A 13,625-nucleotide genomic window follows, 5' to 3' on the forward strand; every position below is an offset into this window, starting at 1 on the left:
GTTCGCTGGGCCGGGAGAATCGTTGGTCGCGGAGTACTGACATTGCGTCTGATCAGGTGCCTGGCGCTGCTTGCGCTGGGCCTCATGATTGTTGCGGCGGCGCCTTCGGCGCATGCCATTGACGCGGTCAGCGTCCGCAGCGACGCGCCTGCCATCGATCTCACTGCGGTGCTCGATCATCAGCGCAGCGAGACCGACCGCATCCAGGTTTCGACGGCGCCGGGAACTGACGGCATCGTCCGCCGCATCGAGGTCCGCGCCCGCGAGGGCGGACAGAACTGGGTGGTGTTCGCGCTTGCCAACAACACCGACGACCAGCTCGACCGCCTGATCGTCGCCCCGCATTATCGCATCGTGTCGTCCGGCCTATTGTGGCCCGACCTCGGCCTGTCGCGCGTTGCGACCATTACGCCATCGGTCGGCGATCGCCCCGAGCGTCAGGAAAGCGCGACCGCCGACATCTTCCGCATCACGCTCGATCCCGGCGCCGTCGTCACATTCGTCGCGGAACTACGCACCGACAAGCTGCCGCAGCTCTATCTGTGGGAACCCGACGCCTACAAGGACAAGGTCAATTCGTTCACGCTCTACCAGGGCATCGTGATCGGCATCTCCGGCCTCCTGGCCCTCGTGCTCACCATTCTGTTCGTGGTCAAGGGCAGCATCATGTTCCCCGCTGCGGCAGCGCTCGCCTGGGCGGTGCTGGTCTATATCGGCGTCGATTTCGGCTTCTGGGGCAAGGTGCTCGACATGTCGAACAACGCCGAGCGCGTCTGGCGCGCGGCGGGCGAAGCGATCCTGGCAGCGACGCTGCTGGTGTTCCTGTTCGCCTATCTCAATCTGAGCCGCTGGCATGTGCGGTATTCCCACATCACCGTTGGCTGGCTCGCCTTCCTGGGATCACTGGTGGCGCTGGCGCTGTTCGATCCTGCCGTCGCCTCGGGTATTGCACGCATCTCGCTGGTCTTGATCGCCTTCGCCGGCTTTGCGCTGATCGTCTATCTCTCGACGCATGGATTCGACCGCGCGGTGCTGCTGATCCCGACCTGGTTCCTGCTGGTGGTCTGGGTGATCGCCGCCGGCATGACGGTGGCGGGCAGCGTCACCAACGACATCGTAGGGCCCGCGCTGCTCGGCGGCCTCGTGCTGATCGTGATGCTGATCGGATTTACGGTCATGCAGCACGCCTTCGCCGGCGGCGGTGCCACCACCGGCATCGTCTCCGACGTCGAGCGCCGCGCACTGGCGCTGACAGGCTCGGGCGACCTGATCTGGGACTGGGACGTTTCCGCCGACAAGGTGTTCACGAGTCCTGAGACAGAAAGCCTGCTCGGGCTGAAGCGCGGCACGCTGGAAGGCCCGGCCGCGAAATGGCTCGAAGTGCTGCACCCGCTCGACCAGGATCGCTTCCGCGCCGCGCTCGACAGCGTGCTCGACCAGCGCCGCGGCCGGCTGGTGCAGGATTTCCGCCTGCGCACCCCCGACGGCCACTTCATGTGGTTCGCGCTGAAGGCGCGCCCGGTGGTCGGCTCCGACGGCGAGGTCTCGCGCGTGGTCGGCACGCTCACGGACGTCACCGAGATCAAGAACGCCGAAGAGCGGATGCTTCATGACTCCGTGCATGACAATCTCACCGGCCTGCCCAACCGCCAATTGTTCATGGATCGCCTCGGCGCGGTCGCCAATTTCGTCAAGAGCATGCCGACGCTGCGGCCGACGCTGATGGTGATCGACCTCGACCGCTTCAAGCAGGTCAACGATTCCGTCGGCATCGCGGTCGGCGATTCCATCCTGCTGACGCTGGCGCGGCGGCTGACGCGCATTCTCAAGCCACAGGACACGCTGGCGCGGCTGGCCGGCGACCAGTTCGGCCTGATCCTGATGTCCGAGCAGGATCCGGCGCGGATCACCGCCTTCGCCGAGACCATCCGCAAGACCATCCGCGCGCCGATCGCCTTCAACGACCGCGAGATCTTCCTGACCGCATCCATCGGGCTCGCGCTGTCGGACCCGCAGACGCAGCTAACCGAGGAGATCATCAAGGACGCCGAGCTTGCGATGTATCATTCCAAGCGCATCGGCGGCGACCGCATCGACGTCTACAAGCCGGCGATGCGCGCCCGCAAGACCGACCGCCTGACGCTGGAAAGCGAGCTGCGCCGCGCCATCGAGCGGCAGGAAATCACCATCCTCTACCAGCCGATCGTGCGGCTCGAAGACCGCTCGATCGCCGGCTTCGAGGCCCTGGCGCGCTGGGACCATCCCAAGCTCGGTCGGATGTCGCCTTCCGAGTTCATCACGATCGCCGAGGAAATCGGCCTGATCGTCGATCTCGGCATGTTCGTGCTGGACCAGACTGCGCGGCAGCTCTCGGTGTGGCAGCGTGCGATGCGCTCGCGCGAGCCGATCTTCGCCTCCGTCAACGTCTCCTCGCGGCAGTTGCTGCGCCACGATCTGATCCACGATATCCGCACCGTGCTGTCGCGCTCGTCGGTGGCGCGCGGCACGCTGAAACTGGAGTTGACGGAATCGCTGGTGATGGAGAATCCGGAGCACGCGGCGCAGATGCTGACGCGGATCCGCGAACTCGGCACTGGCCTGTCGCTGGACGATTTCGGCACCGGCCATTCCTCGCTGGCCTATCTGCAGCGCTTCCCGTTCGACACCATCAAGATCGACCAGTCCTTCGTCCGCACCACCAGCCGCGGCACGCGGCCGGTGATCCTCAAATCGATCATCGCGCTCGCCCACGATCTCGGCATGGACGTGGTGGCGGAAGGCGCGGAGACGGACTCGGATGCGGTCGAGCTCTATCAGCTCGGCTGCGAATACGCGCAGGGATTCGCCTTCGGCGAACCGATGGACGCCGATGCCGCGATGCGGCTGCTGACGGAAGAACGGCTCGAGGCGGCGAGCTGATCCCGGCGCGAGCCTCCTGAAGCGCGTATCGTCGCACGATACAAAGTCCTTGCGGATTGTATCAGTACGTGATACGTATGGACTGTGATCAAGAGCTTCAAGGACGACTTGGCCCGTTCAGCCTTCGAAGGCGAAGCAACAAAGGGCTTCCCGGCCGATCTGCTCAAAGTCGCCCGCCGCAAACTTCAGTATCTGAACGCGGCGATATCCCTGCAAGACCTTCGCTCCCCTCCAGGCAATCGGCTGGAAGCCTTGAAGGGTGACAGGGACGGACAACACTCAATTCGCGTGAACGATCAGTTCCGCATCTGCTTCGTCTGGACCAAGGACGGACCGAAAGACGTCGAATTTACGGACTACCACTAGCCAACAGAGACTGCCGGTAGGGCAGGCCCACTTGGAGAAGTCGCACATGGCAAAGAGACTGGCACCGATGCACCCCGGAGAAGTTCTCCGGGAAGAGTTCTTGAAGCCGCTCGGACTCTCGCCAGGCGCGCTGGCAAAGGCATGCGGCGTCCCCCGCACCAGGATCGAGCGCATTGCGAGCGAGACCACCAACATCACGGCGGATACAGCGCTCAGGCTGTCCAAGGCGCTCAATACGTCAGCCCTGCTTTGGCTTAACCTGCAGAACGCCTATGACGTGCAGACGGCTGAGCGCGAACTCGGCAAGCAACTGGAAAAGATCAAGCCGCTGATCGCTGATGCTGCTTGAAGCAGCAACGCCGCGAGGGTCCCACGGATCGGAGATCGAAATCCCGCACCCTCGGCGCGTCTAGCGCACCGTCACTCCGGACCTCCGCTCTTGCCCTGTGCTCGTCTGTCGCGGGGCATCTTCTTGAACTTCACGCTTTTCGCGTCCGCCTGCCGGGTCGCGATGTAGCCGGCTTCCAGGCAGGCTTCGCGCTGCGGCATCTTCTCCTGCGGGCTGCGCAGGGTTTCCCACCATGACGCGCGCTGGGCGGCGCGCGGCAGCGCCGCGTCGATGATCTCCTCGATCTGTTCGAAGCTCAGCACGAATTCGGAAAGCGTCTGCGCCTTCAGATAGTCCCGTAACGGGTCGTAAACGTTCACGCGTGTCCTCAATGGCGATTTGCATAAAACCGTCGGCGCGGGCAACCAACCGTTAACTCTCTATCATATCGCGCTCGCCGCTTAAGGCCGCAACAATTTATCAAGCGCATACCGGATGGCCAGGAACAGACGATGCTATTCGGACGGCAAAGCGACGTGGCCGGAAAGGGCTGGTTCGGAAAAGTCTCCGGCCGCCGACGCTGGCGGCTGTCGACCAAGCTCCTGATCGCCTCATCGATCGCGACCGTGATCGGCTTCTCCGCGATCTGCACCAGCGTCATGCTCGACATGCGCCGCGGTGAGGAAGAACTCGCACGCCAGACCCTGGAAAATCTCGCCGCCGGCATCGATGCCGACATCAGCCGGAATATCGAACTTTACGACCTGTCGCTGCGCGCCGTCGCCAGCAACCTCGTGATGCCGGAGATCAACGGCGTCACCAAGGAGATCCAGCACCTGATCCTGTTCGATCATGCCGCCACCGCCAAACATTTCGGCGTGATCCAGGCGTTCGACGCGCAAGGCAACCTGACACACGATGCGGCAAGCCTCGATCCGGCGCCGGAGAATCGCAGCGACGAGGACTATTTCCAGGTTCATCGCGCCAATCCCGATATCGGCCTTTACATGAGCCGCCCGATGCTGCGTCGCAGCGCCTATTCGGTCGTGCTCAGCCGGCGCATCAACGATTCCGACGGCGGCTTCATGGGCGTCGTGGTGGGCTCGATCCGGTTCAGCTATTTCCATGAACTGTTCGGCCGGCTGACTCTCAATCCCGGCGATACGATCACCGTGCTGCGCCGCGACCGAACCATCATCATGCGGACACCGTTCGACATTGAAGTCATCGGGAAGAATCTGGCCGAGCGGCCGAGCTGGCGCGCGGACAATCTGAAGCAAGGCGCGGCCTATGCCGGCGTCGGACCGGTCGATCCGACGCCGCGGCTCTACGTTCGAAGCGGCAGCACTAGTCTGTTCTTTGTCGTGGTCGGAAAGCCGCTCTCGACCATCCTCAACCTTTGGCACCGGGAAGTGATCCGGATCGGCGCGATCATGCTGGTGCTGATCCTGTTCGTGGTCGGCACCGCGCTGTTTCTCGCGCGCGAGATCGGCCGCCGCGCCGAAGCCGAGGACAAGCTGGAAGAGCTGGCCACCACAGACGCGCTTACGGGACTGAAGAACCGGCGCAAGTTCGATATCGAGATCGACGCGGAATGGCGGCGGGCGTCGCGCAACCAGACCCCGGTCGCGGTGCTGATGATCGATGCCGACCATTTCAAGGCCTACAACGATACGTTCGGCCATCAGGCCGGCGATCAGGTGCTGGTCGGCATTGCGATCTGTATTTCAGACTCGGTGCGGCGGGCCGGCGATTGTCCGGCGCGCTACGGCGGCGAGGAATTCGCGGTACTCTTGCCGGGCCTTTCGGTGATCGAAGCGTTCACTGTGGCCGAGACCATCCGCGCGAAAGTCGTGCAATGGTCGGAAGATCCCGTCACGACGGTCAGTATCGGGGTGGCGAGCGTGACGCCCACGGCGGCGATCGACTGGACCAATCTGATCGAAGCGGCCGACAAGGCGCTCTACGCCGCCAAGGCCAACGGCCGCAATCAGTCAGTGGTCGCCGCGATCCCGCAGCTCGCGCTGGTGGCTTAAGGCGCATCACCACGTGGTCGTCATTGCGAGCGAAGAAGCAATCCATGCTTCGGCGTATGCGGAACGATGGATTACTTCCGCCTTCGCTCTTCGAGCGAGGGCGGACAAGTCGCCGCTATCGCTCATCGCAATAATGCGATAGGCCGCCGCAGCTCCCCCCTCACTTCTCCAGATACTTCTTCATCTCGGCGCGCAGGCCGTCACGCAGATCGGCGCGCGCCATGCCGTAGGCGATGTTGGCGCGGAGGAAGCCTGACTTGGAGCCGCAATCGTGCCGCTCGCCCTCGAATTCCACACCGTAGAATTGTTGCGTCTTGGCGAGAGTCTTCATCGCATCGGTGAGCTGGATCTCATTGCCCGCGCCGCGCTCCTGCGTCTCGAGAATCTTGAAGATTTCCGGCTGCAGGATGTAGCGCCCGGTGATCGAAAGGTTTGACGGCGCGGTGCCTTTCGGCGGCTTCTCCACCATGCCGTCGACCTCGAACATGTTCTTGGCGAGACGCTTGCCGACACCGCAGATGCCGTATTGGTGGGTGAGATCGTCGGGCACCGCTTCCACCGCGAGCAGATTGGACTTAGCCCCGAGCTTGCTTGCTGCCTCGATCATCTGCTTCAGGCAACCCGGGCTGTTCAGCACCAGTTCGTCCGGCAGCACCACCGCGAACGGCTCATCGCCGACGATGTCGCGCGCGCACCAGACTGCGTGGCCGAGACCGAGCGGCGCCTGCTGGCGGGTGAAGCTCATGGCGCCGGCTTCGGGCTGGTCGCGCGCCAAAATATCCTGTTCGGCCTTTTTGCCACGGGCGGCGAGCGTGGTGTCGAGCTCGAACATCCGGTCGAAATGATCCTCAATCACGCCCTTGTTGCGCCCGGTGACGAAGACGAAATGCTCGATGCCGGCCTCCTTGGCCTCGTCGACGACATACTGGATCAGCGGCTTGTCGACGATGGTCAGCATTTCCTTCGGCATCGCCTTGGTGGCGGGAAGGACGCGGGTGCCGAGACCGGCGACCGGGAAAACGGCTTTACGGATTTTCATGGGATATCGGGAGCCTTGATAGTGAGAAATTTGGCAATAAGGAAAGTCCTTTGATTGCACGTTGATAGCCGGTTTGCACCCCTGAACAAAGGCGGATGTATGGTGGCCATTCGCCTCCCCTTGCGCGCGGGCGGCGCGACAACAAAATGCCCATTGTTAAGCTATTGGAAACCGTGGCAGGGCCTTTAGAACCGGGGTGAGAAACGACGGACGGACATTGCATGGGCTTAGCTGAACGACCGATGAGCAATCGAGCCGGCGCGATCCTAATCGCGGCCACGCTGTTGTGTTCCCACCAGCCAGCTTTCGTCAGCCCGTCCTACGCCCAATCACCCGGCGGCGACGGGATTTCGAACTTTTTGGGCAACATCTTCCCGGGCCCGAAGGCCAGCCCCGCGCCGCAGGCCGCGCCCGGCCCGAACGGCGCTCCGCCGCCCTGGAGCGGCGAGGACGGTGCATCCGGTCATCCCCTGATGACCGCGAGCGCGATCCGCGAGGCGGCTGCGAACTTTCCAAACTGCGTCGCCTCGATGTGGCCTGATGCCGCACGGCGCAACATCAGCCAGGAAAATTTCCAGCGCTTCACCGCAGGCCTCGAGCCCGATCTGCGCATCATGGACCTGATGGATTCGCAGCCCGAATTCACCAAGGCGATCTGGGACTATCTCGATATCCTCGTGAACGACAACCGCCTCGCCAAGGGCCGCGAGATCCTCGCGAAGTACAAGCCGCAATTCGATGCGGTGGAGAAAGCCTACGGCGTCGACCGCTACGCGATCGCATCGATCTGGGGCATCGAATCCAACTACTCGACGCAGATGGGCGACCGCAACGTGGTGAATTCGACGGCAACGCTCGCCTGCATCGGCCGTCGCCAGGCCTATTTCAAGGACGAATTCTTGACCGCGCTCGAGATCCTCAACCGCGGCGATCTGCGTCCCGAACAGATGCGCGGCTCCTGGGCCGGCGCATTCGGGCCGACGCAGTTCATGCCGACAGCATTCAAGCGCTATGCCGTCGACGCCGACGGCGACGGCCGCCGCGACGTCGTCGACAACGCCGCCGATTTGATTGCGTCGACCGCCAACAACCTCAAGAAGGACGGCTGGCAGACCGGCCGGAGCTGGGGCTATGAGGTGGTGCTGCCGCAAGGTTTCAACTTCATGCTCGCCGACAAATCCAAGGCGACGTCGATTGCGCAGTGGCAGCAGCAGGGCCTGGTCCGGGCCGACGGCAAGCCGTTCCCCGATTCAGCCGAAAAGGCCTATCTGCTGGCACCTGCCGGCACGCAGGGGCCGGGTTTCCTGATGCTGCAGAATTTCCGGGTGATCATGAAATACAACCCGGCAGAGGCCTATGCGCTCGCGATCGGCCATTTCGCCGACCGCCTGCGCGGCGGACCGCCGTTCGTGCAGCCCTGGCCGCGGCAGGAACGGGTGCTGTCGCGGGCGGAGCGGCTGGAACTGCAGCAATTGTTGGCCCAGCGCGGCTTCTACAAGGGCACGCCGGACGGCCAGTTCGGCGGCCAGACGCGGGAGGCGCTGCGCAGCTTCCAGGCTTCTATTGGGGCACCGGCGGACGGATTTGCCTCTTCCGACGTGCTGGAGCGCCTTCGGAGCCGTTAAACCCGCATTCAGGGGTCGAAAGTAACCCTGAAAGCCACGATTTGCGAGAGCCTTGACGATTGGGCCGGAACCCCGGTTTATGAGGAAAATCTGCCCGCTTGCGGCCCGATTCCGCTACTATATTTGACCCTTCACGATCCATTTTGCGACCGAGCCGGATGCGAAAGCCAAAGTCCTTCTTGCGCGTGTTCACCGATACCGGTCCTCTGGCCGTGCTGGCGGTTGTGATCGCGATGCTGGTCGGGATCGTGGGACCGGCTTCCGCGCAGTTTTTCAATTTCGGCGGCTTTGGCGGGCCGCCGCAGCGACAAGCGCCGCAGCGTGGCGGCGGCTGGTTCGGCGGCGATTTCTTTGCGCCATTTCAACAGCAGCAGCAGCCCCAGGCGCCGCGCCAGGATTTCTCCCGCGCGCCCGCACCCGCCAAGCGCGACACGGTGCCTGAACGTAACGTGCTGGTGCTGGGCGACGCCATGGCGGACTGGCTCGGCTATGGCCTGGAAGACGCCTATTCCGAACAGCCCGACATGGGCGTGATCCGCAAGCACAAGACCGTCTCCGGCCTGATCAAGTATCAGCCGCGCGGAGAGCCCGCCGATTGGGCCGCCGCCGCGAAGGCCATCCTCGCGACCGAAAAGCCCGACGCCATCGTCGTCATGCTCGGCCTCAATGACCGCGTGGCGATCCGCGAGGCGGTTCCTGAGAAGAAGACCGACAAGAAGGAAGAGAAGAAGGACGCGCGCGGCAAGCCGGACGCCAAGCCGGCGGACGCGAAGCCGAAGCCGGAAGGCTCGACCGACACCGCAAAACGCGAAGAAAAGCCGGTCGACGCCGAATTGTCGCCGGATGACGCCGACAACGACACGCCGCAAACAGGCCCCGAGAAGAGCGCGCGCTCGGGCGGCGGGGTCTACGAGTTTCGCGACGAGCGCTGGGTCGAACTCTACGCCAAGAAAATCGAAGAACTGATCGGCGTGCTGAAGTCCAAGGGTGTGCCGGTGCTGTGGGTCGGCCTGCCTGCGATCCGCGGACCAAAGGGAACGGCCGACATGCTGTTCCTCGATGCGCTCTATCGCGACGGCGCCGGCAAGGCCGGCATCACCTATGTCGATATCTGGGACGGCTTTGTCGATGAAGCGGGCCGCTTCCTGCAAAAGGGTCCCGACTTCGAAGGCCAGATCCGCCAGCTCCGTACAGCCGACGGCGTCTTCTTCACCAGGCCCGGCGCACGCAAACTCGCGCACTATGTCGAGCGCGAGGTGACGCGCCTGCTTGCCGCGCGCTCCGGACCGATCGCGGTGCCGATCGAGCCGACAACGCCGGAGGCCAGTGTCGCGCCCGGCCAGCCCGCGCCGCGTCCGTTGGCCGGACCGGTTATGCCGCTCGTCGCCTCCTCCGTCGGCACCGATCAGTTGCTGGGTGGCCCCGGCTCGCGTCCGGCGGCGGTCGATGCGCTCGCGGCGCGCACGCTGGTGAAGGGTGAAGCGTTGGCCGCGCCGGCCGGCCGTGCGGACGATTACGCCTGGCCCCGCCGGGAAATCGGCCGCGAGCAGGCCAAAGGCGATACGCCGGTAGCGGCCGCCTCGCCGGGCGGAACCGTGGCGGCAGTGCCCGGACAGAAGCAGCTCTTGCTTCCGCCGCCGCAGCAAACGCTGCAGCAGAGGAGACCGCCGCCCCCGCCACCGATGCAGATTCGGCCGGCGCAAAACAACGGGCCGTCGCTGCGCGATTTCTTCGGCGGCTTCGGCGCCGCACCGCGCCAGCCCGAGCCGCCCCCCACAGCCGCGCCGCCGCGTGGACCGTTTGCTCCCCCCGGTGCGCCGCGCCCGCCGGGTAGTGTCGGACGATCGGCCGAAGTCCCACCTGGCAATTTCACGCGATAATCTACGTCATGCCGGGGCGTCGCACAGCGACTCGCCCAGCAAACATATTCACATCGTGAGTGGGGATTTCCGGGCCTGCGCCAACGCGCATCCTTAGAGGATGCGCGAACTGCGTACCGGGCAATGACGAACGGTTGGCTAAACGAGCGCTCAGCCGTAGTAGCGCCAGCGTGACGGCGGACGGCGTGGCGGGCGCGTCATCAACAGCGCCAGCGCAAATCCAATCCCGCCTGCGACCAAGAGCGCGCCGAGTGGATTTTCCTGCACGGTTTTCGCCACTGCCTTCTGACCGCTGCGAACGGTGTCGCCGCTGTTTTCATAAGCATCCTTGGCATAATTGACGGCAGCATCAGTAGCGTCGCGGGCGGCATCCTTGGCCTGACCGTACAGATTTTGCACTGTACCGGCCGCCTCCCGTGCGCGGCCTTCGGCCTGCGTCTTGGCGTCGCCGGCCATGTCGCCGACCGTGCTTTCAACCTTACCCGCAAAATCCTTGGCCGAGCCGGCAATCCGATCCTTGTCCATCGCGGTTACTCCTGTTTTCAGAGGATGTAACCAGCGAGACCCGGTCGGGTTCCTGCCCGTTCGAAACGCCCTTGGTCACCGCACCGGGCTCACAAGATCAGCCCGCCATCGACCACGATGGTCTGGCCGATGATGTAGGACGCAAGCGGCGAGGCCAGGAACAGCGCGGCGCCGGCCATGTCGGCCGGCGTGCCGAGCCGCTTCAGCGGGATCCGCTCCAGCGCGCCTTCGAGGCGCTTCGGATTTGATGTCGTCGCCTTGGTCATCTTGGTGTCGACCAGTCCCGGCGCGATGCCGTTGACGCGGATGCCGTTCTCGGCCCATGCCTCGCCGAGCGTGCGCGTCAGCCCCACCGCACCGGTCTTCGAGGCGTTATAGGCCGGATTTCCCATGGTGGAGTGATAGGCAGCGGTGGAGCTAACGATGATGAGCGAGCCTTTGCTCGCGCTCAGCATCGTCTGAAATTTGGTCGCACATGCCATCAGGCTCATCAAATTGACCTCCAGCACCTTGCGAAAACCGTCCATCTCGAATTCGCCGCGCCGGTAGATCACCGCGCCTTGCGCGAGAACGAGTACATCGAGTTGCGCAAAGGACGGTTGGAAGGATTCAACGGCCTGCGCATCACTGACATCGAGCCGAAAATAATCGAGCCCTTCGAGATGCGAGCCTTCGTCGGGCGAATAGTCGGTGGCGCTTTGACGCGTGCCGCAGACGGCGACGCGCGCGCCCTTGGCTCGGAACGCCTGCGCGATGCCGTTACCGATACCGCTGGAGCCGCCGATCACGAGCACCTGCTTGCCACTGAAATCGAGTTCGTTCATCCCTGCGATCCTTCTTGTTGTGTGTTCTATTTCGAACCTTCGTCGAGGAATTCGACCATAGGAGTCTGGTCGCAATACCGCCCGTTTTGCTTGAGGCGCCGACGGATCTGCAGACCGCCAATAGTGGTCACGTTCTCAGCTCGCTCGGCTTGGTTTGACCTGTCTGCGGATCGGTGCCAGCCTTGTCAATCCTGCAACGCGCCTTGCATCTCTGTCCGGATCGCATCATGTCAGATTTCAAACAGCTCAGCCGCTCGGTCAAAGGATTGACCGTTCTCGTCACCGGCGCCGCCAGCGGCATGGGCCGCGCCACCGCGCTGGTGTTCGCGGCCGAAGGCGCCAATGTCGCCGTCACCGATATCAATGCCGAGTCGACGCAGGCCGTCGCCGGCGAGATCGCGGCAAAGGGCGGTGCGGCGAAAGCGTGGGCACTGGATGTCGCCAATCCCGGCGATATCGCCAAGGTGGTCAACGACGTTGCCGCCCATTTCGGCTCGCTCGATATCGTCATCAACAATGCCGGCATCTCCGTTCGCGTGGCGATCGACGACGACGGTTATGAAGCAGCCTGGGACAGGGCGCTGGCCGTGATGCTGACCGCGCATCCGCGGATCATCCGGGCCGCGCTGCCGCATCTGCGCCGGTCGAAATGTCCGCGCATCGTCAATATCGCATCGACCGAGGCACTCGGCGCCACCGCACTGCACAGCCCCTACTCCGCCGCGAAAGGCGGCGTCACCAGCCTCACCCGCTCGCTCGCCGTCGAGCTCGGCCGCGAGGGCATCACCGTCAACTGCATCTGCCCGGGTCCGATCCGCACCGCGATCACCGAGCGGATTTCCGAAGAGCACAAGACGATCTACGCCAAGCGCCGCACCGCGCTGGGCCGCTACGGCGATCCTGAGGAAGTGGCACACATGACGCTCAGCCTGTGCCTGCCGGCCGCCTCGTTCCTGACCGGCGCGGTGATCCCGGTCGACGGCGGGTTGATGGCGCGGAATGCGTAGCGGGCATGCACCCGCAGCGTTGACTTGGACACGTCGGCGAGTAACTTTTCTCACAAACAGAGCGGGACAAACCGCCCGCCTGATCCTGGAGAAAACGCCATGACGGTCACGATCCGGCAGCTTCATCCGCATTTTTTCGGCGAGGTTTCGGGCGTTGATCTACGCAACCCCCTGACGCCGCAGGAGGCGGCCGACATCGAAGCCGGCATGGACAAATATGCCGTACTGCTGTTCCGCAACCAGGACATCACGGACGAACAGCAACTGGCCTTTGCGCTGAATTTCGGCGAGCGCGAGAAAGCGCGCGGCGGCACCATCACCAAGAAGGAAGACTACCGGCTGACCACGGGGCTGAACGACGTTTCCAATCTCGGCAAGGACGGCAAGCCGCTGCCGCGCGACAGCCGCACCCATCTGTTCAATCTCGGAAACTGCCTGTGGCATTCCGACAGCTCGTTCCGCCCGATCCCGGCGAAGTTTTCGCTTTTGTCGGCGCGGGTGGTGAACCCCAAGGGCGGCAATACCGAATTCGCCGACATGCGCGCGGCCTATGACGCGCTCGACGACGAGACCAAGGCCGAGATCGAGGACCTGATCTGCGAGCACTCGCTGATGTATTCGCGCGGCTCGCTCGGCTTCCTGGATTATAGCGACGAAGAGAAAGAGATGTTCAAGCCGGTGCTGCAGCGGCTGGTGCGGACGCACCCGGTGCACCGCCGCAAGTCGCTGTATCTGTCATCGCATGCGGGCGCGATTCTGGGCATGAGCATGCCGGAGGCGCGGCTTTTGCTGCGCGACCTGACCGAGCACGCCACGCAGCCGGAATTCGTCTACGTCCACAAATGGACCGTGCATGACCTCGTGATGTGGGACAACCGCCAGACCATGCACCGCGTGCGCCGCTACGACCAGTCGCAGCCGCGCGACATGCGCCGGGCGACCGTTGCCGGCACCGAACCGACGGTGCAGCAGCAGGCGGCGGAGTAGGTCTATCGACGCGCGCAGACTGTCATGCGCGGGCTTGACCCGCGCATCCATCACCTCCGCAAAAGCATCTTTTTGGATGGATTGCCGGG

The 13,625-nt window shown here is 63.9% G+C and carries 12 protein-coding genes; 8 read left to right on the forward strand and 4 right to left on the reverse strand.

The annotated features are described in order from the left end of the window. Window positions 1-42 precede the first annotated feature (42 nt). From ACH79_RS05980 to ACH79_RS05990, 3 genes are all read left to right on the forward strand, one after another. Window positions 43-2,919: an EAL domain-containing protein gene (locus ACH79_RS05980; protein ID WP_161850181.1), complete on the forward strand. Its 2,877-nt coding sequence runs from the start codon at window positions 43-45 to the stop codon at window positions 2,917-2,919. Window positions 2,920-3,003: 84 nt separating this feature from the next. After that, entirely contained in the window at window positions 3,004-3,285 is a 282-nt protein-coding gene (locus ACH79_RS05985; protein ID WP_161850182.1) for a type II toxin-antitoxin system RelE/ParE family toxin, read from the forward strand. Window positions 3,286-3,331: 46 nt separating this feature from the next. Next, window positions 3,332-3,634: a HigA family addiction module antitoxin gene (locus ACH79_RS05990; RefSeq protein WP_161850183.1), complete on the forward strand. Its 303-nt coding sequence runs from the start codon at window positions 3,332-3,334 to the stop codon at window positions 3,632-3,634. Between the two features lie 71 nt (window positions 3,635-3,705). Here the strand turns inward: ACH79_RS05990 and ACH79_RS05995 are convergent, their stop codons facing one another. Then, window positions 3,706-3,993, reverse strand: coding sequence for a hypothetical protein (locus ACH79_RS05995; RefSeq protein ID WP_161850184.1), 288 nt, complete (start codon window positions 3,991-3,993; stop codon window positions 3,706-3,708). A gap of 132 nt (window positions 3,994-4,125) precedes the next feature. Here ACH79_RS05995 and ACH79_RS06000 point away from each other — a divergent pair, with 132 nt between their 5' ends. Then, window positions 4,126-5,649 carry a diguanylate cyclase gene (locus ACH79_RS06000; RefSeq protein WP_161850185.1) on the forward strand — a complete coding sequence of 508 codons (1,524 nt, stop codon included), beginning with the start codon at window positions 4,126-4,128 and terminating at the stop codon, window positions 5,647-5,649. A gap of 160 nt (window positions 5,650-5,809) precedes the next feature. Here the strand turns inward: ACH79_RS06000 and galU are convergent, their stop codons facing one another. Further along, a complete protein-coding gene (gene galU, locus ACH79_RS06005) occupies window positions 5,810-6,688 on the reverse strand; it encodes a UTP--glucose-1-phosphate uridylyltransferase GalU (protein ID WP_161850186.1) in 879 nt (292 codons plus the stop codon). 242 nt (window positions 6,689-6,930) lie between these two features. On the opposite strand from galU, the gene ACH79_RS06010 reads away from it, so the two are divergent. Together ACH79_RS06010 and ACH79_RS06015 are read left to right on the forward strand one after the other, a co-directional pair. Beyond that, a complete protein-coding gene (locus ACH79_RS06010) occupies window positions 6,931-8,313 on the forward strand; it encodes a lytic murein transglycosylase (RefSeq protein WP_246738444.1) in 1,383 nt (460 codons plus the stop codon). 158 nt (window positions 8,314-8,471) lie between these two features. Then, window positions 8,472-10,193, forward strand: a complete 1,722-nt coding sequence (locus ACH79_RS06015) for a DUF459 domain-containing protein (RefSeq protein ID WP_161850188.1) — start codon at window positions 8,472-8,474, stop codon at window positions 10,191-10,193. Between the two features lie 150 nt (window positions 10,194-10,343). Here the strand turns inward: ACH79_RS06015 and ACH79_RS06020 are convergent, their stop codons facing one another. Beyond that, entirely contained in the window at window positions 10,344-10,718 is a 375-nt protein-coding gene (locus ACH79_RS06020; RefSeq protein WP_161850189.1) for a CsbD family protein, read from the reverse strand. 89 nt (window positions 10,719-10,807) lie between these two features. After that, complete coding sequence (locus ACH79_RS06025) at window positions 10,808-11,542, reverse strand: SDR family NAD(P)-dependent oxidoreductase (protein ID WP_161850190.1); 735 nt, start codon at window positions 11,540-11,542, stop codon at window positions 10,808-10,810. 227 nt (window positions 11,543-11,769) lie between these two features. Between ACH79_RS06025 and ACH79_RS06030 the strand changes: the two genes are divergently transcribed. After that, the gene (locus ACH79_RS06030) at window positions 11,770-12,549 is read left to right on the forward strand and encodes an SDR family NAD(P)-dependent oxidoreductase (protein WP_161850191.1); all 780 of its coding nucleotides are present in this window, start codon (window positions 11,770-11,772) and stop codon (window positions 12,547-12,549) included. A gap of 99 nt (window positions 12,550-12,648) precedes the next feature. After that, window positions 12,649-13,536, forward strand: a complete 888-nt coding sequence (locus ACH79_RS06035) for a TauD/TfdA family dioxygenase (RefSeq protein ID WP_161850192.1) — start codon at window positions 12,649-12,651, stop codon at window positions 13,534-13,536. Window positions 13,537-13,625: the final 89 nt, after the last annotated feature.

This window comes from Bradyrhizobium sp. CCBAU 051011, assembly GCF_009930815.1.
Classification (GTDB): domain Bacteria; phylum Pseudomonadota; class Alphaproteobacteria; order Rhizobiales; family Xanthobacteraceae; genus Bradyrhizobium.

Coding starts and splice junctions, on each gene's coding strand:
- ACH79_RS05990 (WP_161850183.1), top strand. CDS start 3,332: ATGGCAAAGAGACTGGCACCGATGCACCCCGGAGAAGTTCTCCGGGAA.
- ACH79_RS06000 (WP_161850185.1), top strand. CDS start 4,126: ATGCTATTCGGACGGCAAAGCGACGTGGCCGGAAAGGGCTGGTTCGGA.
- galU (WP_161850186.1), bottom strand. CDS start 6,688: ATGAAAATCCGTAAAGCCGTTTTCCCGGTCGCCGGTCTCGGCACCCGC.
- ACH79_RS06010 (WP_246738444.1), top strand. CDS start 6,931: ATGAGCAATCGAGCCGGCGCGATCCTAATCGCGGCCACGCTGTTGTGT.
- ACH79_RS06015 (WP_161850188.1), top strand. CDS start 8,472: ATGCGAAAGCCAAAGTCCTTCTTGCGCGTGTTCACCGATACCGGTCCT.
- ACH79_RS06020 (WP_161850189.1), bottom strand. CDS start 10,718: ATGGACAAGGATCGGATTGCCGGCTCGGCCAAGGATTTTGCGGGTAAG.
- ACH79_RS06025 (WP_161850190.1), bottom strand. CDS start 11,542: ATGAACGAACTCGATTTCAGTGGCAAGCAGGTGCTCGTGATCGGCGGC.
- ACH79_RS06030 (WP_161850191.1), top strand. CDS start 11,770: ATGTCAGATTTCAAACAGCTCAGCCGCTCGGTCAAAGGATTGACCGTT.
- ACH79_RS06035 (WP_161850192.1), top strand. CDS start 12,649: ATGACGGTCACGATCCGGCAGCTTCATCCGCATTTTTTCGGCGAGGTT.